Raw genomic sequence first — 22,801 nt, 5'->3', positions numbered from 1 at the left:
GCCTGTCAATCAAAAACCGTGGAAGTCCGCCGGAGAATCCGGATGACGGGGAGGTGCTGCGGGCAGACGCCCTCGCACTGGCCGCATTGCAGGCAGCTTCCCGCGGTATGGCCGTCTTCCGTCAGTGCCCGGTAAGATTCATGCAGCCTCTGCTGATCCCCGTATCTCAGGAAGTCGTTGTATTCCCGAATGATGTCCGGAATCTTGATGTGCTGCGGGCATCCGTCAACGCAGTAGCGGCAAGCCGTACATCCGACGACCGGTACGCTGCGGAGCCGCTCCGCGACTTCCCGGAGACAGGCCCGTTCTTTCTGAGTAAGCGGTTCCGGATCTTTCATCGTGTGAAGGTTTTCCCGCATCTGGCTTTCGGAGGACATGCCGCTTAGCACAACCATCACGCCGTCCAAGGAGGCGCAGAAGCGCAGCGCCCAAGACGGAATAGACCTGCCGGGGGCGACCGACCTCATTTTTTCTTCCAGCCCGGCGGGCAGGGACGCAAGGGCGCCGCCTTTGACCGGTTCCATGACAATGACCGGCTTGCCGTGTTTCCGCGCCACTTCATAGCATTTTCCGGAATTGGCGGAGACGTTGTCCCAGTCGAAATAATTGAGCTGAAGCTGCACGAATTCGGCTTCCGGATGCGCAGTCAGAATTTGGTCCAGCAACTGAGGCGTATCGTGGAAAGAAAAGCCGAAATGCCGAATCAGGCCGTTCCGCTTCATTTTCTGCGCCCATTGCCAGCAGTTCAGCCGGTTGTAGGTTTTCAGGTGCTTCGCCTCGGCATTGTGCAGCAGATAAAAATCGAAATATCCCGCCCCCGTGCGCTTCAGCTGCTCGTCGAACACTTTCTGCACGTCGCTTTCGGATTTCAGAATCCACCCGGGCAGCTTGTCCGCAATCGTGAAACGGTCCCGCGGGTAACGGTCCACCACGGCCGACCGGAAAGCGGTTTCGGATTTTCCGCCGTGATAGACGTAGGCGGTGTCAAAATAAGTAAATCCGTTTTCCAGAAAAATATCTGCCATTTTATTCAACCGCTCGCCGTCGATCCGCTGTTCTTTTCCGGGAGACGCATCAGCCCGAAACCCAGTTTGGGTATTTTTTTCAGTGCCTCATCGGTAATCATGATATCAGAAATTCCTTCCTCTTTTGAGGTGCCACGCCGCAAACCGCCGGCGTTACCGGTAGGATTTTTGCAGAATGGAGATCACGTCGTCATCCGAAAGTCTGATCGGATCGACGGAATAGAGATGCCCCATATTTTCCCTGGAGTTTTTCAAAAGCTCCGGAAATTCCGCCGGGCGGATCCCGTAGTCGCTCATTTTCAAGCCGTCCACACCGCACCGCTTTTGAAGGCCGGTGAGCGCCGCGACGAAATCCGTCGCCTGCTCTGCCCCGGCGTTTCCAAGTGCCCTGGTCATCCGGACCATACGTTCTCCGCACGCTCCCTTTTGGGTGATCAGCGCGTAGTATTCCCGGCTGATCATGATCAGACCGGCGCCGTGCGGCAGATTGGGGTGGAGGGCGCTCATCGCGTGTTCGATCGCGTGCTCCGAGATGCAGCCGGATGTCGATTCCACCATGCCGGCCAGCGTGTTGGCCAGAGCGACGTCGCTTCTCGCCTCTTTGTCGGAACCATGGTTCACTGCGGTCGGAAGGCTTTTTCCGATCAGCTCGATGCTTTTGAGCGCATACAGGTCGCTGATGGGGAAGGCCGTGGTGTTCAGGTAGCCTTCCGTGCTGTGGAACAGCGCGTCGAACCCCTGATAGGCGGTCAGCTTTGCCGGTACGGACATCATCAGTTCCGGGTCGACAACGGAAAGAACCGGGAACGTTTTTTCATAGCCGAAACCGATTTTCTCCCTGGTATCTTCCTTGGTGGTTACCATCCACGGGTCGGCTTCCGTACCGGTCCCCGCGGTTGTCGTGACGGCGACGACCGGAAGCGGGTCGTTCGGGACCGGCTTCCCCTTCCCGGTGCCGCCGGAGACGTAATCCCAGTAGTCCCCATCGTTGACCGCCATGACGGCGATGGCCTTCGCGGAATCAATGCTGCTTCCGCCGCCGAGGCCGATCACGAAATCGCAGCCTTCTTTTCTGGCAAACCGCGCGCCTTCCATCACGGTGCTTTCCACCGGATTCGGCTGAGCCTTGTCAAACAGCGCGTGAGAAACCCCGGCGAGGTCCAGCTCTTTTTCCAGACGGTTCAAGTACCCGTACCGCCGGACCGAACGGCCGGAAGAAATCACGATCAGCGCCTTTTTCCCCGGCAGCCTCTGATTGTGCAGGTTGGAAAGCTGTCCTTGCCCAAACAGGATCTTCGTTGGAATGTAATAGTTGAACTTCATCATTTCATCCTCCCCAGCTTACAAAACACTTGAAATTTAAGCAGATTTTATTTACAATTTATAATATAAACCTTAAAGTTTACATGAAGTCAAGCGCAAACTCAAAATTTTTTGGGAGATGGTTCCTTTGTATTATTCGATGAAACAGGTTTCGGAGAAAATGAAGATTCCGGAGTACACGCTGCGTTATTATGAAAAAGAGGGCCTTCTGCCGGCTATCCGCCGAAGCCGCGGCGGCGTCCGGCGTTTTTCGGAAGAAGACCTGGAGTGGCTTGGTCTGGTTTTTTGCCTGAAAAACACCGGAATGCCAATCAAAAAGATCAGGGAATTCGTCGATCTGAGCCGCAGGGGGGAGCAGACTCTGCCTCAGCGCTGCGAAATTCTAATGGCACATAAAAAGGATGTGGAAAATCGCATCGCTTCGATGAAAAAACAACTGGTCAAAGTGAATCAGAAAATTCAATGTTTCAGTTCCCAGTCCAAGGCTTTCTGTGTCAGCGGTAAAACCCAAAGGCCGTTGGTTTAAATTCTGCCTCCGCAACCAAACAGAAGGGGCTGTTGCAAAATGGCCCCTTTTCCTATGTCCGGGGCAAAGGCGAAAAATTGCTTTTTGCCCCATACCCGGCAAAAAGCGGCCCTTTTGCGGCGATTCTGCCCCACACGCTGGAGCAGTCCGCGAGGGGCCGTTTATTTTAAAAGCGCTACAGCAGTTGCTTTCTCTCATTGAAGAAGGTCCGGTAAGAGAGAAAGCAGGCCATAAATGAGGAAATCGCCGTCGTAGACAGCAGCATGAAGGTTACCATGATCTGGTACCGGATTGCCATGAGCGGGGATGTGCCGGCAAGGATCAGCCCAGACATCATGCCGGGAAGGGAGACGATTCCCAGCGTCTTCGTGGAGTCGATGGTGGGAACCATCCCCGTGCGGATCGAGTCCCGGAGGATATCCATCGAAGCCGGAAGAAGGTCCGCGCCCAGCGAAAGCTTGATTTCCACTTCGTTCCTCCGGCTTTTGAAATCGCCGGTGAGCTGCCGGTAGCACAGGCCGATGGCGACCATGGCGTTGCTGATGATCATGCCGCTGATCGGAATGATCTGATTCGCCTCGTACCGTACCGCGCCGGAGAGGACCAGGACGGAAAGCGTGGCGCCTGCGCCGACTAAAATGGAAAGGAAAGAAATCAGAATTCCGTTTTTGATCCCTTTTCCCCGCTTGGCCGCGTTAAAGGCCGCGTTAAAGGTCATGAAGAGCACAATCAGCGTCGTGACGGCCGGGTTGCGGAGTCTGAAGATAAATTGAAGGACATATCCCACCGCAAAGAGCTGGATGACCGCCCGTATGACGCTGATGAGGGTCTCTTTTTCCAGCCTGAGTTTCTGAAAATAGGAAAACAGCAGAGAGACGAGAACTAACGAAGACGCCATCAGAAGAGAGACGTCGCTGATATTCGCACCGTTCATTTGATTTCCTCCGATGATTGGATCCGGCCGTTTTCCAGAGTCAGCAGCCGGCTGGCGTATTTCCGGCTCTGCGCGGCGTTGTGGGTGACCCACAGGACCGTGACGCCCTTCCGGTTCAGCCGCAGGATTTCTTTTTCAATCAGTTCCGTGTTCTCGGCGTCGAGCGCGGAAGTCACTTCGTCCAGCAGCAGAATCTCCGGTTCGAAAAGCAGCGTGCGGATCAGGGAGATCCGCTGTTTTTCCCCTCCCGACAGCCCTTTGACCTCATGCGAGAGGTAGCTTTCGTCCAGATTGAAGCGGGCGAGCAGCGAAACGATTTTTTCCCGGTCGATCTTCCGGTCCCTGACGCGATAAGGGAATGCGACGTTGTCTTCCACCGTATTCCCCCAGAGGATCGGTTCCTGAAAGCAATAGCTGATTTTTTTCCGCAGTTCGATCGGGTCTTCCTGAAGCATATTCTTCCCATGGAAGAAGATTTTTCCTTCCGTCGGGCTGATCAGATGGCAGCACAGCCGTAAGAAGGTACTCTTCCCGCTTCCGGAAGGGCCTACGACGGAGACAAAGTCGCCGGCTGAAAACTGTGCCGAAACGCCTCTGAGAATCTCTTTTTCGCCCTGCCGATAGGAAACATCCCGGAATGAGAGCTGTTCCAACGCTTTCACCTCAAAATCAAGACTTTCTGCGGCCGCAGCGGCCTTTTTTCCTGAAAATTCATTTCTGCTCCCACTTCAATCCTAACAACTCATCGCTTTCCGCCTTTTCCCGGAGCGGAGGATGACGGCGATCAGCAGCGCGGAGACGATGCCCAGAACGCCTCCGAACCAGAATGGCGCGTCGGGGCCCCAGACATTCCACATCCCGCCGGCGATCATGGAGGAGAGCAGGAGGCCGAAGCCCTGCAGCATGCCGTAGATGCCGAGCACGGTCCCCTTATAGTCCGCCGGCGACGCTTCCGCGATCAGCGCCCGTTCCGCTCCGCTGATAAAGGCGGTGTAAGCGCCGTAGGCGACGAACAGAATCAGCAGGGAGGCTTTCGACGTCAGCAAGGCGAACCCCAGATAGACCAGGCCGTAGATCAGATAGCCGGGGATCAGGATTCGGCTTCTGCCGAACCGGTCCGACAGCCGGCCGGCCGGGATCGCCAGGATGGACGCGGAAACGTTGAAAATCAGATAGAGCAGCATCACCTCGGAGGTGGAAAACCCGCGCGACTGCGCTTTGAGCAGCAGGAAGGCGTTGGAAGAGTTGCCGAGGCAGAAAAGGAAGAGGACGGCGAAATACCATTTCAGCCTCGCGTCCAGTTTCAGGCCCCGAAAGTCCAGCCTCCGCCGGTTTGGGGCGGCCCCCTTTTCCTCCCGGATCAGCGGGATGATCGTCACGGCGACGACGCCCGGAATGACGGACCAGAGGAACGCCGAGCGATATTTCATCCCAAAGGCGATAAACAAAAAAGCAAAAAGGGCTCCGAGGGAGGACCCCGCCATATCGAGCATCTTATGTAAACCGTAGGAACCGCCCAGTTTCCCCTTTTCGCTCGACTGCGCCACCAGGGCGTCGCGCGGGGCGGTCCGGATCCCCTTGCCGGTGCGGTCGATCACCCGCGCCGCCAGCACGCCGCCCCAGGAACCGGCTATCAGAAGGACGAACTTATAGAGCACCGAGGCGGAATACCCGAGGAAAGCCAACCGTTTTTTATTTTGATATCGATCCCCGATGTAGCCGCTCGCCACTTTCAGAAGGGAGGCGACGCTTTCCGCAACGCCTTCGATTACGCCGACAATGGCCGGCGTCGCCCCGAGAACCGCCGTCAGGTAAAGGGGAATGATCGGGTAGATCATTTCCGTACTCATATCCATAAAAAAGCTGACCAACCCGATCAGAAAAATATTGGAAACGATCATCATCTTTTTTTTCGACAAAACAAACGCCCCCCGTATTCATGCCGTGCCCCTCACGCTCAAAAAGCCGACCGCACCGTCACAATCCGCTGTCATGCCGCCGTGAAAACAAAGAATTACAAATTTATCTTATGATAGCGCAAACATTGAATAAAGTCAACACAGAACGGAATATAATCATATGATAAGCGTACTTAGTGCCAACATCAATTACAATAGTGGAAAATTGAAAGAGCAAAGCCGACTTGTCCGCCGAAGATGCCGGAAAGGCGTTGGAAAAGATTAAAAATACCGCCAGATTACCGTTAAGTTCTTTCATAGTGAATTTATTTTCCGCCAGTATTGCTATTTTAAATTGGAAGTATTATAATATTTCCGCAGACGGTTCGGGAGGAGGAACAACATGGACAACGACATCTTAAATCTGAGTCAGGCATCGGAATTTTTGGGAATCAGCGAAAAGACGCTGATCAAGCTGCTCCGGGAGGAGCATATCCCCGCCCGGAAAATCGGCCGCGAATGGCGCTTCAGCCGGGAAGCGCTGGTCCGCTGGCTCGCCGCCGGGGATTCGACGAACTATATCAACCAAAACGAGCGGTACATGGTTTCCGAGGACACGCCCGGCAGGTCCCCCGACCTGCTCGACGGCATCGGAAGCAGGCTGGACTTTCTGCGAAAAAACGGAAACCGGATCCAGGCGCTGCTGCCGGAGCTCGGCAGGGACGTCACGATCCCGCGGGAAGCCACTCTGCGCGTCAGCTATAAGCAGCAGCGGGAGATCGAAAAGCTGGAGTTCAAAATTTTCTGGAGCCTGCGCGAGGAATGCAAACTGGAAGCAAATCAGAAATTCAAAGCGATTCCTCAAAAGAAAGATTGATAATACACCCGCCCGAGCTGCGCAAATAGCTGTCCTGCCGCGACTGCGCCGGCGCCGGCGCCGCCGTATTCCCGCCGGCCGATTCTCTTTGAAACGGCAGACAAACAAAGAGTAAAAACCCGGATTTTTGAAAAGGGAGTCAAAAATGCAGGAATGGGTCATCAATATCATGAATCAGTATGGATACGTGGGGATAGCACTGCTGATTGCAATCGAGAACCTGTTTCCTCCCATTCCTTCCGAGCTGATCCTGACTTTCGGCGGCTTCATGACCACTTACACCAGCATGAACATCTGGATCGTAGCCTTGTCCGCCACCATCGGGTCGGTGGCCGGGGCAATCGTCCTTTACGGTGTCGGACAGCTGCTTCCGGCCGAGAAAATGGACAGGTTCATCGGGAAATGGGGACATGTCCTCGGGCTGAAAAAAGGGGATGTGGAACGGGCGGATAATTGGTTTAATCGGCGCGGTGCCTCCACCGTCTTTTTTTGCCGGTTTATTCCATTAGTCCGAAGCCTCATCTCCATCCCCGCGGGGATGGCGCGGATGCGCAGAGGCAGGTTCCTTTTGTACACTACCCTCGGCTCCGCAATTTGGAATGTGGTTCTGGTGGTGCTGGGCGCTTTTGCCGGAGCCGGCTGGGAACGCGTCAGCCAATCCATGAATCTCTATACCTACATTGCTCTCGCCGTGATGGCGGTCGGAGGGGTCGGTTTTGTTGTTTGGATTTCTAAAAAAAGGAAAAATCAAAAATAGGTTTTCTCTCAGGATCCGCCATAAAATTTATGATAGGAATCTTATGTTTTTGTTTTTAATCACTTGACGTGAGTAAATGAATATGATAGAATATCTTTCATCTCTTTGCGCTGCATTTGATCTACAGTACAAACTGAGCAGGCGATAAACCCGATATGGGTTTATGGGGCTGGGCCTTACGGCAACAGGGAATCGGAACCTGTGGGACAGTATGTTGTCTCACAGGTATTTTTGTACCCTTTTGAGGCTGCAGCTGTATCTTTGCAATGCCATGGAGCTGTCGCATAAATGCTGAGAAGCATGATGGAGGTAACTTTTATGACAGAACGAAAGAACACCACAAATCCAACCGGCCTGACGACGGCGGAAGCCGTGCAACGTCAAAAGCGATTCGGCAGGAACGAATTGATTCCGAAAAAGAAGAAGAATGTTCTTCAAGAGATTTTGAAAGCCTTGTCGGAACCTATGTTTTTGCTGCTCATCGTGACGGCGGTCATCTATTTTTTGCTGGGTGAGCCGCGCGACGGAGTTGTTATGCTGATCTTTGTATCGGGTATGATCAGTATCGATGTGATTCAGGGCTGGAAAACCGACAAGACCCTGAACGCCTTAAAGGACCTTGCGGCGCCGCGCAGTACGGTGCTGCGGGACGGAGCGGAGCGGCGGATCGACAGCGCCGATCTTGTCCCGGGAGATATCATGCTGATTGCCGAAGGCGACAAGATCCCGGCGGACGGGGAGATCCTTCAGGCGAACGATCTGTGCGTCGACGAATCGTCCATGACGGGCGAAGCGGAAGGCGTTTGGAAGGTCGCGCTCGGGACCGCCGATACAGACGGCGGGCACTGGCGGCGCGACCACTGCTACGCGGGGACTCTTGTGACGCAGGGAAGTGCGCTGGTCCGCGTGGATCAAATCGGCAAAGCCACCGAGTTCGGGAAAATCGGCACGAATGTCGCCGGCGCACCGGAAGCCCCGTCGCCGCTTCAGAGGCAGACCCGCGGGCTCGTGAAGCTTTGCGCGGCCATCGCGGCGGTCCTGTTTGTATTGGTGGGATGCTTCACCTGGCTGAATATCCCGGACCACCAATTTACCGACAGGCTGATCGAAAGCATCCTTTCCGGCGTCACGCTCGCCATGGCCATGATACCGGAAGAGTTCCCGGTTATTTTGACGGTCTTCCTTTCCATGGGCGCGTGGCGGCTTGCGAAAAGGCATTCGCTTATGCGCAGGCTGGCTTCCGTGGAAACGCTCGGCGCCGTGTCGGTTCTTTGCGTGGATAAGACCGGCACCATTACGATGAATCAGATGACCGTATGCGATACGTGGACAGAGGAAAACAAAGAGCGGGACCTCTGCGCGGTCATGGGAATGGCCTGCGAACCGGACGCATATGACCCTATGGAAAAGGCCATGATTTCGTATTGCGAAGGCAGGGGCCTGTCCAGGGAGTTCCTTTTCGGCGGCGAACTGATTCGGGAATATTCGTTTACCCATGAAGCGAAAATGATGGGCCATGTCTGGCGGCGCGGCAACCAAATTCTGATCGCCGCGAAAGGCTCGCCGGAAAAGATCCTCGCTTTATGCGATCTCAATTCGGACGAACGGGACAAAGCGCAGGAAAAAGCCGCCGATATGGCGGCGCGCGGGCTCCGCGTGATCGCGGTGGGCAGAATGGACGTCGGTACGTCGGGCGAAGTTCCCGCTTCTTTGGCCCGGTGCCGCCTTCAGTTCTGCGGATTGGTCGGCCTTGCGGATCCTCCGAGGGAATCCGTAAAAGCGGATATCCTCCGCTGCAGGAAGGCAGGCGTCCGCGTTGTGATGATTACCGGCGACAACGGCATCACGGCAGGCGCGGTCGCAAAGCAGATCGGCATGCCATGCGGGGAATCCGTCACCGGCGACGAGATCGACCGGATGACGGATGAGGAACTTCAGAAACGGGTCCGTTCCGTCAGCATTTTTTCCCGCGTCGTCCCGGAGCATAAGATGCGCATCGTGAAGGCTTTCAAGGCAAACGGCGAGATCGTGGCAATGACGGGCGACGGGGTCAACGACGCCCCCGCGCTCAAATATGCCGATATCGGAATCGCGATGGGAAAGCGCGGTTCGGAGGTGTCCCGCGAAGCCGCCGATCTCATCCTGCTTGACGACAATTTTTCGACGATTGTGGATACCATCAGGGACGGCAGGCGGATTTACGACAACATCAAAAAAGCGGTCGGATATGTGTTCACGATTCACATTCCAATCGCGTTTTCCTGTCTGCTGGCGCCTCTTCTGAAAGTAAATCCGGCGAACCTTATGTTACTGCCCATCCATGTCGTCCTTTTGGAACTGATTATCGACCCGACCTGCTCCATCATTTTTGAACGACAGCCCGCGGAACAGAATGTGATGGAACGCGCCCCCCGTGATCCGAAAGAAAAGCTGATGAGAGCGAAAGGTCTTTTCAGAAGCATTCTGCAGGGGCTGACGGTTTTTGCCTCTTCTTTTGGAACCTATTATACGGTTCTTATGGCAGATCCGGCCGTAAACGCTCCGGTTGCCCGTGCAATGGGCCTTTCCATCATTTTTCTAAGCAATATACTTTTGGTTCTGGTCAACAGTTCCCAAACGGATTTTGCATTCCAGTCATTCCACCGTCTGATTAAAGACAAGGTGATGTGGGCGGCCTTTGCGGGAACCATTTCCATGCTTGTCCTGCTCTTATACACTCCGCTTTCAGCCTTTGTGAAGCTGGCTCCGCTGACCGGACCGGAAGCGGTCGCCGTAATCGTGATGTCAGCGGCGTCGGTACTTTGGGTCGAAATCGTAAAACTTGTAAAACATCTGAGAAAGAATTAACAGTAAAATCAGAACGGCCGTGACATCCCCAATGGATTTCACGGCCGTTCAAGTTTGCCGGTTCCCTGAAATGCCCGGAATCAGACCAATTCATCATACGGATCGACGTCATATTTCAGCAACAGTCTGGTAAGATGCTCCGCGTGGCCTTTTTCGTCGTCAATCACGGCCTGCAAGGTGGTGCGGATATCCCGATATGGATATTTTGGAAGCTGCGCTTCATACAGAATCACGGCCTCGAGTTCTCCCTTGATATCGTCCCGGATATCGTTCAGAATGGCCGCACCGCCGGACTGGGAATGGGAGAGCGACACCGGTGTTTGGGGCCCGGGGTTGTCGCCCTTATGAGCTAAAAACTGTTTGTACTGCTCCGGATCATATTTGCGGAGCAGCTTCAGCACCCAGCCGTAATGCTGCTTTTCGTCGAGCATAATACTGTGCCAGGCATCGTTTATTTCAGAAATGTCCGAGTTGGCGATGTGGGTTTGGTAACCGTTAATCGCGATGATTTCACTGATCAGGATTTCCCTGAGTTTATCCGTAAACTTCTGTGCCGTGCCCTGCGGCTGTCCGTTCGGATGCGTATAGCTCATTAATCCTCCGCCTTTCATATAAATCTGCCTTCAGCCGCTGAGAGCCCTCCCTTTTAGCCTCAAAATTGGACAGGCAGGAATAGCGTACAGTAGGCTGATCCTGCCTTAGTCATCTGTTCAAATCTTTTTCTGCATCATTATTCCAATGGGACTTGGGCCCGAATTCAAATACTCTAAAGCGCTTGATGATACCGTTATTTTATGTCCCTGTTGCTATTGCGTCGTCTTTTGTTTTGTGAACGGTTCCCCAGGGATGTTGGGGAGGTGCATAAATCGAATATACTTTTAAAGGTACGGTGCCTACATTGATGACGTTATGCCATGTCCCGGCTGGTATGACAATGGCATCGCTTGGCCCGACTCGCTTTTGAAAATTCATATTGTCTCTCCGGTTTCCGAACTTCGCAAGCCCTTCGCCCTGCTCGATGCGGATAAACTGGTCAACATCAGGGTGCATTTCCAAGCCGATATCATCGTTCACACGAATGCTCATCAGCGTAAGCTGCAGATGATTCCCTGTCCATAAAGCGGTACGGAAGGTATTGTTTTGCTCCGTAACCGCTTCAATATTCACTACGATTGGTATGGGGCCATAGTCTCTTAATTCTTCATCAGGCATATCTTCCGATCCTCTCCCGTTGATTTTAACCCATCATATGAATTATCTGCCGGAAAAGTGCTTTTCAAAACGATATGGGTTTCGAGCGTTGTTCCATGTTATTGCCGCGCGATTGGCTCAGTTCGCTTCAATGCTGGAATCCACTTGGATTGCAGTAACTTTCCCGCCCGAAACTTCGACCGTCACCGTCGTTGTGCCTCCCCGAAATCCGGCGCCAAGTCCATGATAAGTACCGTCCTTATACCGCCCCGACAACTGAGCGGAAAGTGTATGGACATAAAAGAAAGCACAGCATCCGGCCGGCAAAATATACGGCCAGTTGGGCGTGGATTACGCTCCAGTCCTGCCGCCTGCCGGTCAATTTTTTCGTGATGTCCATCATGGTCAGATACAGCATCTTGAGCAGGCTGTCATCCGTCGGATAGACCGATTTCGCCTTCGTCACCTTTCGGAGCTGCCGGTTGAAGCCTTCAATAACGTTGGTGGTGTAGATCAGCCGGCGCACCCCCGCCTCATTTCAGCTAAACTAATACCTGTATCATTATTTTTTGATATGCGTTATACATAGATCAAACATCATTTTAATGTGTGCATCATTCAGTGAATAATAAGCGATTTTCCCGTCACGCCTGTATTTAATTAAGTGGGTTTGCCGTAATGATTTTAGATGATGCGAAATAGCAGGTTTCGACATATTCAGCAAAGCTGAAATATCACACACGCACATTTCAGAAAGCATAAGCGCATTTATAATTTTTAGACGTGTAGGATCGCTGAGTACTTTAAATATACCAGCCATATTATACAAAGTATCATCATCAGTTATTTCTTTTTTCACTTTATCTAATATATCCTGATGAACAATAGTGATATCACACATTGCATTTTCTTGATCTGTCATGTTTTCCTGGTTTTCAGACATTATAGTCACCCTTTCATATAAACAATATAAGATATAACCATAAAAAGATTCATATTTTTTTCGTATTCAGAGCTCTCATTGCGTTAACAACTGCAATCAGAGCAACCCCCATATCTGCAAACACGGCCGCCCACATGGAAGCTAACCCCAATGCTCCTAATACGAGGAATATGGCTTTAACTCCTAATGCAAACACGATATTCTGAGATACAATGTTTCTCGTTCTTTTCGCAATTTTTATCGCGGATGCTACTTTGTGAGGTTCATCAGTCATAATCACTACATCTGCAGCCTCAATCGCAGCGTCCGAGCCCAAGCCTCCCATAGCGATACCGATGTCGGCTCTTGCAAGTACCGGCGCATCGTTAATTCCATCACCAACAAATACAATCTTTCCCTTGTGAGATTTTTGGGCTTCCAGGGATTCAACTTTTTCAACTTTATCGGCGGGTAACAGTTCAGAATAAACCTCGTCTAAACCTAACTCCTTGCCGATATTGTCCGCTACCTTCTTCAAGTCGCCAGTAAGCATAACTGTTTTTCTAACGCCAAGCGCTTTCAACTCTTTAATTGCTTTTGCAGAGTCTTCTTTCACCTCATCTGAAATTATGATACTGCCCGCATACTTTTTGTCTATGGCCACATGTACTACTGTGCCTAACGTATCCACATCAGTGTATTGGATGTTTTCACTGATCATTAATTTCGTATTTCCAGCGAGTACTTCCTTTCCATTGACATTGACCTTAATGCCATGTCCCGCTATTTCCTGATAATTCTCAATTTTATCTTTATCAATTTCAGCATGATAAGCAGCTATAATTGAAAGTGCAATCGGATGATTTGAATAGCTTTCAGCATATGCCGCATATTTGATCAGTTCATCCTCTGTATAACCGTTTTCAGAAATTGCTTTTGTAACCTTGAATACACCCTTGGTTAAAGTCCCCGTCTTATCAAAAACAACTGCTTCAACATTGTTCAACGCTTCAAGGTAGTTGCCGCCTTTTACTAATATTCCTCTTTTTGAAGATCCCCCAATTCCCCCAAGGAATCCTAACGGTATCGAAAGCACTAACGCACAAGGGCAGGAAACCACCAAGAATACTAACCCTCGGTAAATCCAATCAGAGAAGGATGCCCCCGGAATAAGCAAAGGCGGAATAATTGCTAACGCCAATGCTCCAAATACAACAACCGGAGTATAGTAACGCGCAAATTTTGTTATAAATTTTTCAGTTGGCGCTTTTTTACTGCTGGCATTCTGTACTAAATCCAAGACTTTTGAAACTGTAGATTCTCCGAATTCTTTTGTGACTTCAATAGTCAAAACGCCATTCTTGTTTACAAATCCGCTCAAAGCATCACTCCCGGGTTTTAACTCACGTGGAACGGATTCACCGGTCAACGCCGCTGTATCAACCATTGAGGTTCCTTCTATGACCTTGCCATCAAGAGGAATTTTTTCTCCCGGTTTTACTACGATCTTATTACCGATATTTACTTCTTCAGGAGATACTTTTTTGAGCTCTTCGCCAACCTGTAAATTTGCATAATCAGGTCTTATATCCATTAATTCACTGATTGATTTTCTGGAATTATCTACGGCCATATCCTCGAATAATTCCCCAATCAGATAGAACAGCATAACGGCGACGCCTTCCGGATACTCTCCAACAAAGAAGGCACCGATTGTAGCAACGCTCATCAGGAAGTGCTCACTGAATACCTGACCTCGTACGATCCCTTTTATTGCGCTTAAAACAACTTTTCTGCCAACAATGATATAGCTTATTAAGAATATGGTAAGTTCAAGCCAGTTCTGAAACTTAAAAATCAATCCAACAACAAATAAAGTTCCTCCAATCACCAGTTCGACTATCTCTTTCTTATGATCTTCTTCATCGTCGTCATCGTCGTCATCTTTTTCTTCTATTTTAGGCTTAGAAGTGTTCTCCACTAAAGCAATTTTCACATCCGGTTCTATTTTTTTTACGATGCTTTCTATCTTCTCCACTAACATAGGAACATTGGTATTCGACTCAGCTTCCCAAGTAAGTCTCTTAGAAACAAAATCTACTGAAGCGAACTTAATCCCTTCAATATTTTTAATTTCTGTTTCTATTTTTGCGGCACAGTTGGCGCAGTCCAACCCATTAAGCATAAATACCTTCGTCGACATGGATGAGCCCCCTTAATATAACGATTAAACGATTGCTTAATCATTATATTATCATTGACATAGATTATTGTCAATAGAAAAATAAAAAATATCCCGGATCTGTTGGATGCCATGTTTGAGGTTGAAAATCCTGGCCCACCGTTCGTAGCAGATGCCTTTTCCGGCGCGGAGTTTGGCCCGAATGTACACCAGCAGATTGACTCGTTTTCCCGGCGCGGATCTGATGACTTTATTGCGCGGCTTGTGTACCTTTTCCCGGAGAGTACGGCTCGAAGCACTGCTGGCCTGCAACCAACCGGATGGAGAAATCATCGCCGACCCGCGAGTGGTATTTGCTGAACTGGATCCCCCAAAAGAGGCACCAACCACGGGAGCCGTCGTAACAACCCGCTTCGGGAAGCGGGGGTGGAAATACAGAATATGGCATCGGTTTCCACCATCAGCGATGTTCTGCGCACGCTCAAAAGCAAATATCTTCCACCGGATTTGCCGGACATTCAGGGGCAATGAAAACTTAGCGCGACACCAATTGATTCTGTCAAGGTGACGGCGTTTTGACACTTACTTAAAAACAGTTGTTATCCCCGCTGCAATGAATACTGGTGAACCGCTCCGGCTCCGTTCTGGCGGTTTACAAAGAACAGATGCTCGTTTTTGTGGAATCTGCCGCTCATCTCATTACATATGCCAGAGAAAAGAACAAGGAAATTATTCTGATTGACCCGGATACAGCGGAGGTTACTCCCATACCGGTGAAAGAAAGGAAGAAAGAAAAAAAACCTTTCCGCTTGTCTTTTCTCTGATTTAGATCTGCTTAGAGTAGGAGGTTCGCTTTCATGGTTCAACATGAACCGTTCCACGGTTCACCTGTAGACAGACTTTCTCCCTGGCGGAAGTGATGCCTTTTTCAGCGTTATTTGATGTGATACAGGTTGGAGGATTTTCCGCCGTTTTCGCGCCACCTCGGCTCTTTGCAGAGATGGCCGCTTTTTTCAAGGTCGGAAATTGCCCGCTTGACCGTGCTTTTGGACAGCTTCAGTTCCCGTGCGATGGTACCGATCGCCGGGTAGCATTTGCCGTCCTTATCGGCTCGGTCGCGCAGGTACATATACACGGCAACCGCGCGGTGAGGAAGCTCAGAAGCGTAAAGGGATGTAAAATACCCCATGATATATCACTCCTATTCAATGCGAACGGGATCTTTTCTTCGCGGAAAATTGCGTATCTCCTGCGCAGGCGCATGCTCGATCCCACCGTGTGCACTGGGTTCACCTTCAGCTATGTCCGGGTCAACCGTATAAGCCGCATTCCTGCGGATGAGTTCTTCCTCCAGCTCGAACCGGTCGGCGTACTCCACCTTCCGGGCCGACTTTTCCTCAACCTCATAAGGCTTGCCGAAGGTGATACCCCAATCCTTAAACAGCTTGAGCCGGGTGCGCATTGGATAAGCGCCGGTTTTCGTCACAACGAATCTGCCCTTGGGCATGGATTTGAGTTCGTCCGGCGAAAGGAGCGGACGCTCGATCATTTCGAGGTTCTGCGAGCCGTCGCTTTTGCCTCGATTAACGGTCCCGCTCATCACCGTTCGGGTTCCCAGCGATTTGGACAGGGTTTCCGCCGACTCGCTGTTGGGCGCGAAACCTCCGAAAATCGTGTCCTGGCAGTTATCCACGATGATGGCGGCGCCTTCTTTTCCGTAATTTTTCTCCAACTGAGCAAGGCTCTGGATGATGGCTGTTATAGACACCCGCCGGGAGCGACTGGATGAGAACATCATCTCGGCTGACTCTATTTTTGGAATGGTCCCTATCTCATCAAGGTACATCATGACACGGTTGGGCAGCTTGCCGCCGTGCTCATCAGCTACGGCAAGAATTTCCCGGTAGAGCTGCTGGACAATCAGGCTGATAATGAAGTATTTGGTGGAATCCTCTTCAGGCATCACCAAAAATATCGCGGACTTGGTATTACAGAACTTCTCCGCGTCGATCGCAGTGTCAAAACACAGAACCTGCTCCAGTTCGGAATCCAGGAATGCGTTGAGCCTGGAAAGCGCCGTGGAAAGGACGCTCTGCATCGCCATATCCGCGCTGTTGAGCGCCGCGCCCGCGAACCATTTTGTCTTGTGGTCGTCCGGAAGATGCGCCATCAGCAACTGGAACAGAGTCCTGCCCTTCACGCCGCTCGGTGCGAGCAGGTCCTGAATCAGTTTGAAGACGGAGACGATATGACGCTTCTCCGGAGGGCAGAATTCCGCGAGCAGAAGGATGACCGAGGTCAGCAGACCTTCCGCCGCGTCGTAAAAGAAGGCGTTCTGGCCGGCCGTAGCGATATCGAAACCTCCCGACCCGATGATGGTCTTCGCCGTAATCTTAGCATACTTTTCGGCCTTTGCCTTATATGCCAGATTTGCATAGTCCCGCAGATAGGCGTCCATGTACCGGTTGACCAGATGATTCAGGTTGAACCCGTCGCTCCGGGTCGGGTTGCGCAGATCAATTACGGCCACGTCGTAACCGTAACACTCTTTTGCGATCCCCCCATAATTGCGATACAGATCTCCCTTGGTATCGGTCGTAAGAAAGCTCATGCCGGCCGCACATGCGTATTCGAGGTTGGGATATAAAAAATTTGCGGTTTTCCCGACGCCGGCCGCACCGATCATGAGGCAGTGGATATCGTCGTCATCAATCAGCGCGTAGCCGTGGGGAGCCGTCCGGTCAAACAGCGGCGCTTTATGCCAGCCGATAATCAGGCCCTGTGCGGAGGGAAGGTTTTTGCCCTGCCGCCAGAGTTCCGGCTCAAAAGGGACTTCCGAATAGGTGTGCTTGATTTCGGATTTGGTCGCCCAACGGGCCGTACCGTGCTGGCCGTCGCCCACCGTCCGGGATTTGATTCCGTTGAGGGTATAATAATGCGCCAGCAGGGACAGAAGCCCGATGACGGCGAACATCAGAAATCCGGCGATCAGCAGTGTGACAACCGGAGATATTTGCATAGAAAGACCTCCCTTACATGCTCATTCTAAAATTTGGCGCCGCTTCCTCCGGCGCCTGGAGCGGCTGGGACAGTTCCAGCCGGACAAAAAGCTGCGCCTTCACGCAGTCAAGCGCGAGGCGCCTGTAATCCGAAACCAATGCCAGCCGCTCCTGCAGCGTGCGGATGCCGGGTGCGAATAACTGCCGGTCTATATTCACCGCATCCTCGCGAATATCTTCCGCTTTGGTTCGCATCCAGCCCCGGTCCAGGTGGGGCCTGTAGCTGTCCCGCAGGTTTCCGACCAGCTGCCCGAGCGTTTCCGGTCGTTCCATTTGCCGAAGCTCCCGCTGAGCGACCAGCAACGCGCCCGCCGCCATCTTCTGCAGACAGGCTCCCACGATTTCCGGATTCGCGGCAGCGAGCTTTTCGGAATCGACCAGCGGCGTCAGCCTCCGGTGATATTCCCGAATGACAGCGTTCGGATCCGGAACGGCCGATAGGGTTTCACATGCGGAGAACAGATTCTCGCAGATCTCCGGCAGCAGGACGAGCTTCGGATGCTCCCCGGCAGGGATGGGGGTAATGCCGTGTTTTGCCTTGATATCCTCGTTCCAGTCCTTGTACCGGGATTGCAAAACAGGAATGTCCATATAAGCGGGGGCGTAATAATCGTGTTCCGCAAGGATGTCCTTCAGTCTGCCGGTGGCCTCAATCCCGGCCTCGTCGTGATCAAGGCACAGCACAATCTTTTTCAGGTTCGAATGGCTTTTCAGCTGTTGCAGCATCGCGTGCTCAGACACACCGTCCAGCGTGACATAGCTGTGTTTTTGCCAGTCCTTCAGGTGAAGGGAAATAAAAGAGAGCATATCGATCGGCGCTTCGAACACATAAAGGGTGTCGTCCTCGCCAATGTAGTGAAAGCTGTATTTCGGATCGCTTCCCTCGACATTACCCTTGTAAGGCTCGCCCTTGGTATAGGTGCCGCGCTTGTGCGCATGCCGGGCGGCACCATCCTCATCCAGACCAACGAATACGGCGTTATGGTATTCTTTGTCCTCGTAGATCAGGTGTTCGCGCGCGAAATACGACAGCACGCTCGGGTCGATGAACCGCTGTTTGAGAAGATAGGCAAACACCCGGCGCATGTCCGGATTGGCCTCCGGAAGCGCGAAGTTCTTTTTGGGCGGCGGCGCGCTTTTCGCGGTCTGGTTCCATTCCAGGCCGCCTTCGCCTCCGAGCAGAAAGGTGACCGCTCCGGGGAAATCCATGTCGTAAAACCGTTGGACGAAGTCAATCGCGTGGCCTCCTTCCTTGCGGGAATGCCGAAACCACTCGCTGCCGCGGATCGTCACGCTGTCGTGCCGTTTCCAACGCCACTCATGCCCGGAGCGGACGAGCTGCTCGCCCTGCCTCTGCAAAAAATCCACCAGGTCAACCGAGTTGGCCCTTTGCTTTTCTTCCTCTGTGAACGGGATATAGGACATGAAGGATCCTTCCTTTCAGCGTTTGCGTTTCCCGCACCGGCGAAAAAAGGCCGTCCGCTGATGTACGGACGGCTTTTCCGGCACCATATTGATTTTGGCGGGCGGGATCTCTTTTGCCTGTGGATAATGCTTTTGCATCAGGTGTGCATCTCCTTTTAATAGGTTTGTTCGGGCGCCCGCTCGTCGGGCGCATGGCCCATTGCCATCTTCTTCTGTCGAAGCCGGCGGCGGAGCTTGCTGTCCGTCTCCATGGAGGGGCCTCCGTACAGCCTGCCTTGCTGCTGCCGGAAGATCCGGCTCAGATGGTGCAGGAGCCGGGTAACCGCCAGCATCGGGGACGGATCACGGAACGAGTCCAGATGATTGAGAAAAATTTGGGCGTATGGATTGCCCTGCCCGGCGGAAGCCGTCAGCCATCGGGCGGCGGCCTCGCGGTCGCGGGGAACATCCTGCCCCATCAGATAGAGCTTGCCGAGCATGTACTGGGCATATTGGTTGTTCTGTTCCGCTGCGTCTGTGAGCCACCGGAAGGCGGCATCCATATCTTTGGAAACTTCCTCTCCCAGAAGGTACAGCTTGCCGATCCGGTATTGGGCAAAGGAATTGTTCTGCAGGGCCGCCTTTGTGAGTAAATCCACCGCCTGCGGAACATCCTTTGGCACATCTTCGTCGGCCAGATACAGCTTTGCCAGCGCGTACTGCGCATACGCATTGCCGAGGCCGGCCGAGAATGTCAGCCATCTGGCTGCGGCACCCGTATCCTTTACGACAGCCGTTCCTTCGAGGTACAACTTTCCCAGGGCGTAGGCGGCGTAGGGGTTCTTCTGTTTGGCCGCCGCGGTGAACAGTGCGACGGCTTTTTCCGAGTTCCGCTCCACATACAGGCCGTCCCGGTAGAGCTTTCCTAATAGATACTCTGCGGAGTCATTTCCGGCATCCGCAGCTTTGGTGAGCCAGAAGATGCCACTTTCGGGGTTCGCATAGGAGTTTTCAACCGGATTCAACGGACTTTCAACAGCCAGATAAATTTTTCCAAGCAGACATTGGGCATAGGCATTCCCGAGCTTGGCCGATTTCTCGAGGTATTGCACCGCCGCGCCGATATTCTGTTCCGTTCCGGTGCCCGTATAAAGCATTTGTCCGAGGCGGTACTGGAGCTTATCGTCGCGGCTCTGAGCCTCCAGTTGCTGAAAGCCGAGAAAGGCTTCCCGGAAGCAGGCGGCGGCCGCATCATGATTTTTTGCCGTGCCGATACCGTCGCGGTACATCTTCGCCAGTTCGTAGGACGCATATGGGAAGTGCTGCCGCGCCGCTTTGTCATAGAGAACAAACGCCGTATTGTAGTTCTGTTCCAAGCCCTGGCCACGGTAATACAGGCCGGCGAGGGAATACTGCGCGTACTTGTAATTCTCCGAGGCAGATTTCTCAAACCAGCCCGCCGCTTCTTCATAATCCTGATCGGTGCCGTTGCCAGCCGCATGCATCTTGCCGATGCGGTATTCCACATAGCGGTGGCTTTTCCCCGTTTCAATCTCATAAAAGGCTGTGAGGGCCTTTTCGTACCAGCTGAAAGAAATCCCCGCATCGGCTTCTATCCCCAGTCCGTCTGCGTACATGCGTCCGAGATCATGCATGGCGAGTGCGTTTCCAGCATCGGCTTCTTCTTGAAACAGCCGGAGCGTCTGAGCTAAATCCGGCTCCATATCGTCTTTCCCGTACAAAAATTCACGGGCCTGTTTGTAGCGGTCGCTCCATTCGATATATGGGTGGGGTGTCGCGGGCGGACTTTCAATGGGTTCCGGGCCTTCTGATGTGCTGTCCGGAAAATTCCCGTCTTCTGGGGATTCATCGTCTGGCTCATCCTCCGGCTCATACACCCGATCGGCCTGATCAGCTGCCGTATCCGCCTGAGCCTCAATGCCCTCGTCGCCCTCAAACGTGATCTGCCGTTCATTGATGCGCAGGGCTTCCTCGATCACGATGTTCTTGATGTGCTTGAATTCCTTCTGTTGGGAAAGCGGAAGCGGGCCGGGCAGCTTGTCGGCGTAAGTGTGCAGAACCTCGTTTTGTAGTTCGTACCATGCCTGGTAGGCTTCCGCCACCCGCGCGTCCTTTGACAGCTCATCCACGATCTGATCGACGATGGTCTTGAGCTCGGCCTTGAGGTAACCGTACTGTTTTCTGCCCGAGGTGTATTTCAGGCGTTCGACAAGCCGGGAGATCAGATCTTCAATAACCTTGTTTTCGTAGACACCGGATTCCATCTGCCCGATGATTTCGGAAAGCGCGGCACGGCTCTGTTCGGCGAGCTCGTTGCGGCGTGCGGTCTGCTCCGGATAGATCTGCATCAGGTCCTGCTGGAAGATTTCATGCGCCAGCGTACTCCGCATTTTGTTGATGGCGGGTTTGGTAACGTAACCCTCACGGGGATCGATGGAATAGACGATCATGTGGCAGTGTGGATGATGGCCCTCATCGTGAAAAGCCGCGTACCAGCGCAGGTTTTCCGGGGAGATCTTCATCTGCTCGGAGAACAGGTTGCGCTGTTTGCGCAGAAGCGCCATCCACGCCGCGGCATGGTCATACCCGAGCCGGGCGGCGTCCTCCCGCCGCAGGCTGATAATCGGCGTCCAGACGTTTCCCGTGTGATGGGAGACTTCCTCCGCCACTTCGGACAATACTGGTGGCGCCCCGGCATCTGAAAACAGGCCGTGCGTGCCGGATTTCTCCACATGAGGGCGGGTGGCGATATATTGCACGTACACGTCCTTGTGCCCGAGCTGATCCAGATTTTGTTCCAACGCCGCCGTGATGAATTCCGAGGCGTTCTCAATGGTAGACCGCTTCTGGAAGTCCTCATATTCGAACAGGTCCGCGGTATCGGGAAACTGAGCCAACAGATCACCGATGAGCCGTTGCTGTTTTGCCGTGGAGGGCAGGGCGCGGATATTCGCCGGAAGCTTCTCCACGCCCTCGCGCGTCGCCATGTATTCCACGAGGTTGGCGGCATGGGTTCCGTCCTTGAGATACCGGCACTTAAAGATGATTTTCGGCATGGCCGTTACTCACCCTTCTGGAATTTCACCACATCCTCGAAGGTGACGGAACCGACAGACCTTTTAACGTCGTTCACGCACTTGCCACGCAGCCTGCGCAACATGGCTTCGTCCACATCTACGTTTGCTGCGAGGATGTTCATCATCATGCTCATCTCGACAGCCAGTTTGAAAATAAGGCGAGCCATCCGGCTTTCCAGACTGTCCACCATTCCGGTCATGGCGGACGTGATGGCGGCGGGCAGATAGCGCACGCCGTCCTCCGCCGAAATGTAGCCGCAGTAGAAACGGACGGCCTTTTCGATGAACTCGCTCTGGCTCTGGCAGTTGTCCTGTTTGTACCATTTCTCGATCAGAGTGCGTGTTTCCGGGTACATCCACAGCGGGAATTTCTTCTTGTTTACTCTTTCTTCCGGCATTGTTTTCCTCCATTCTGTTTTATACAAAAAGGGCCATGACTCCTGTCATGACCCCTCTGTAAAGGCGTAAAGATGCGGGTTTACGGTTGTTTTTTCAGCCGCCGACCCCGGAACCGACCCCAGGGGCCGAAATCCGACCCCGGAGCAAATCGTTCCCCGACCCGCATTGCGGGGCGGTGTGAGCCGCAGCGGGGGCGCACCGCGACCCCGCTGCTTTAACCCGCATCGTTTTCGACCCCATGGTTCACTCCCCGAAAGCGGAGCGTTTGGCTGTGCAGATTTCCGCACAAAGCCCCAGCACCGGGCCTTACCGTCTCACGGTGCAGCTGTGTGACCTCTGCGGAGAAAGTGCGACACGGG

At 52.8% G+C, this 22,801-nt stretch carries 17 protein-coding genes, 2 pseudogenes and 1 riboswitch; of the genes and pseudogenes, 4 read left to right on the top strand and 15 right to left on the bottom strand.

Annotated features, from left to right (window positions below):
* Positions 1 to 5: 5 nt before the first annotated feature.
* Both PXC00_RS07830 and PXC00_RS07825 read right to left on the bottom strand, forming a co-directional pair.
* Positions 6 to 1,025, bottom strand: a complete 1,020-nt coding sequence (locus PXC00_RS07830) for an aldo/keto reductase (RefSeq protein WP_316934909.1) — start codon at positions 1,023 to 1,025, stop codon at positions 6 to 8.
* A gap of 153 nt (positions 1,026 to 1,178) precedes the next feature.
* Positions 1,179 to 2,348: an iron-containing alcohol dehydrogenase gene (locus PXC00_RS07825; protein ID WP_275844068.1), complete on the bottom strand. Its 1,170-nt coding sequence runs from the start codon at positions 2,346 to 2,348 to the stop codon at positions 1,179 to 1,181.
* 127 nt (positions 2,349 to 2,475) lie between these two features.
* Here PXC00_RS07825 and PXC00_RS07820 point away from each other — a divergent pair, with 127 nt between their 5' ends.
* Entirely contained in the window at positions 2,476 to 2,874 is a 399-nt protein-coding gene (locus PXC00_RS07820; protein WP_275844053.1) for a MerR family transcriptional regulator, read from the top strand.
* 175 nt (positions 2,875 to 3,049) lie between these two features.
* On the opposite strand, the gene PXC00_RS07815 is transcribed toward PXC00_RS07820, so the two are convergent.
* From PXC00_RS07815 to PXC00_RS07805, 3 genes are all read right to left on the bottom strand, one after another.
* Positions 3,050 to 3,808 carry an ABC transporter permease gene (locus PXC00_RS07815; protein WP_275844054.1) on the bottom strand — a complete coding sequence of 253 codons (759 nt, stop codon included), beginning with the start codon at positions 3,806 to 3,808 and terminating at the stop codon, positions 3,050 to 3,052.
* Complete coding sequence (locus PXC00_RS07810; RefSeq protein ID WP_316934908.1) at positions 3,805 to 4,470, bottom strand: ABC transporter ATP-binding protein; 666 nt, start codon at positions 4,468 to 4,470, stop codon at positions 3,805 to 3,807. Before PXC00_RS07810 ends, PXC00_RS07815 begins: the two co-directional genes overlap by 4 nt.
* Before the next feature lie 72 nt (positions 4,471 to 4,542).
* A complete protein-coding gene (locus PXC00_RS07805) occupies positions 4,543 to 5,727 on the bottom strand; it encodes an MFS transporter (protein WP_316934907.1) in 1,185 nt (394 codons plus the stop codon).
* Between the two features lie 382 nt (positions 5,728 to 6,109).
* Here PXC00_RS07805 and PXC00_RS07800 point away from each other — a divergent pair, with 382 nt between their 5' ends.
* From PXC00_RS07800 to PXC00_RS07790, 3 genes are all read left to right on the top strand, one after another.
* The gene (locus PXC00_RS07800) at positions 6,110 to 6,583 is read left to right on the top strand and encodes a helix-turn-helix domain-containing protein (protein ID WP_086035595.1); all 474 of its coding nucleotides are present in this window, start codon (positions 6,110 to 6,112) and stop codon (positions 6,581 to 6,583) included.
* A gap of 145 nt (positions 6,584 to 6,728) precedes the next feature.
* A complete protein-coding gene (locus PXC00_RS07795) occupies positions 6,729 to 7,340 on the top strand; it encodes a DedA family protein (protein WP_275844056.1) in 612 nt (203 codons plus the stop codon).
* A 123-nt stretch (positions 7,341 to 7,463) separates the two neighbouring features.
* Positions 7,464 to 7,552: riboswitch (NiCo riboswitch) on the top strand.
* 106 nt (positions 7,553 to 7,658) lie between these two features.
* A complete protein-coding gene (locus tag PXC00_RS07790) occupies positions 7,659 to 10,187 on the top strand; it encodes a cation-translocating P-type ATPase (RefSeq protein ID WP_275844057.1) in 2,529 nt (842 codons plus the stop codon).
* An 80-nt stretch (positions 10,188 to 10,267) separates the two neighbouring features.
* On the opposite strand, the gene PXC00_RS07785 is transcribed toward PXC00_RS07790, so the two are convergent.
* From PXC00_RS07785 to PXC00_RS07735, 10 genes and pseudogenes are all read right to left on the bottom strand, one after another.
* Entirely contained in the window at positions 10,268 to 10,780 is a 513-nt protein-coding gene (locus tag PXC00_RS07785) for a ferritin-like domain-containing protein (RefSeq protein ID WP_066648681.1), read from the bottom strand.
* 199 nt (positions 10,781 to 10,979) lie between these two features.
* Positions 10,980 to 11,387 (bottom strand): annotated as a pseudogene (locus tag PXC00_RS07780) (cupin domain-containing protein); the annotation flags it as partial.
* 250 nt (positions 11,388 to 11,637) lie between these two features.
* Positions 11,638 to 11,904 (bottom strand): annotated as a pseudogene (locus tag PXC00_RS07775) (transposase); the annotation flags it as partial.
* Between the two features lie 36 nt (positions 11,905 to 11,940).
* Positions 11,941 to 12,321 carry an ArsR/SmtB family transcription factor gene (locus PXC00_RS07770; RefSeq protein WP_066648661.1) on the bottom strand — a complete coding sequence of 127 codons (381 nt, stop codon included), beginning with the start codon at positions 12,319 to 12,321 and terminating at the stop codon, positions 11,941 to 11,943.
* A 49-nt stretch (positions 12,322 to 12,370) separates the two neighbouring features.
* A complete protein-coding gene (locus PXC00_RS07765; protein WP_066648658.1) occupies positions 12,371 to 14,503 on the bottom strand; it encodes a heavy metal translocating P-type ATPase in 2,133 nt (710 codons plus the stop codon).
* A 913-nt stretch (positions 14,504 to 15,416) separates the two neighbouring features.
* Positions 15,417 to 15,671, bottom strand: coding sequence for a helix-turn-helix domain-containing protein (locus PXC00_RS07755; RefSeq protein ID WP_066648644.1), 255 nt, complete (start codon positions 15,669 to 15,671; stop codon positions 15,417 to 15,419).
* A 12-nt stretch (positions 15,672 to 15,683) separates the two neighbouring features.
* Entirely contained in the window at positions 15,684 to 17,501 is a 1,818-nt protein-coding gene (locus PXC00_RS07750) for a VirD4-like conjugal transfer protein, CD1115 family (RefSeq protein ID WP_086035600.1), read from the bottom strand.
* Positions 17,502 to 17,514: 13 nt separating this feature from the next.
* The gene (locus tag PXC00_RS07745) at positions 17,515 to 18,966 is read right to left on the bottom strand and encodes a DUF3991 and toprim domain-containing protein (RefSeq protein ID WP_275844059.1); all 1,452 of its coding nucleotides are present in this window, start codon (positions 18,964 to 18,966) and stop codon (positions 17,515 to 17,517) included.
* 155 nt (positions 18,967 to 19,121) lie between these two features.
* Positions 19,122 to 22,022, bottom strand: a complete 2,901-nt coding sequence (mobP3, locus tag PXC00_RS07740) for a MobP3 family relaxase (RefSeq protein ID WP_275844060.1) — start codon at positions 22,020 to 22,022, stop codon at positions 19,122 to 19,124.
* Between the two features lie 5 nt (positions 22,023 to 22,027).
* The gene (locus PXC00_RS07735; RefSeq protein ID WP_086035603.1) at positions 22,028 to 22,441 is read right to left on the bottom strand and encodes a hypothetical protein; all 414 of its coding nucleotides are present in this window, start codon (positions 22,439 to 22,441) and stop codon (positions 22,028 to 22,030) included.
* Positions 22,442 to 22,801: the final 360 nt, after the last annotated feature.

Source organism: Caproicibacterium argilliputei (assembly GCF_029211325.2).
GTDB classification, from domain to species: Bacteria; Bacillota; Clostridia; order Oscillospirales; family Acutalibacteraceae; genus Caproicibacterium; species Caproicibacterium argilliputei.
The sequence above is the reverse complement of the archived record's forward strand: the minus strand, read 5'-3'. Positions and strand labels throughout refer to the sequence as shown.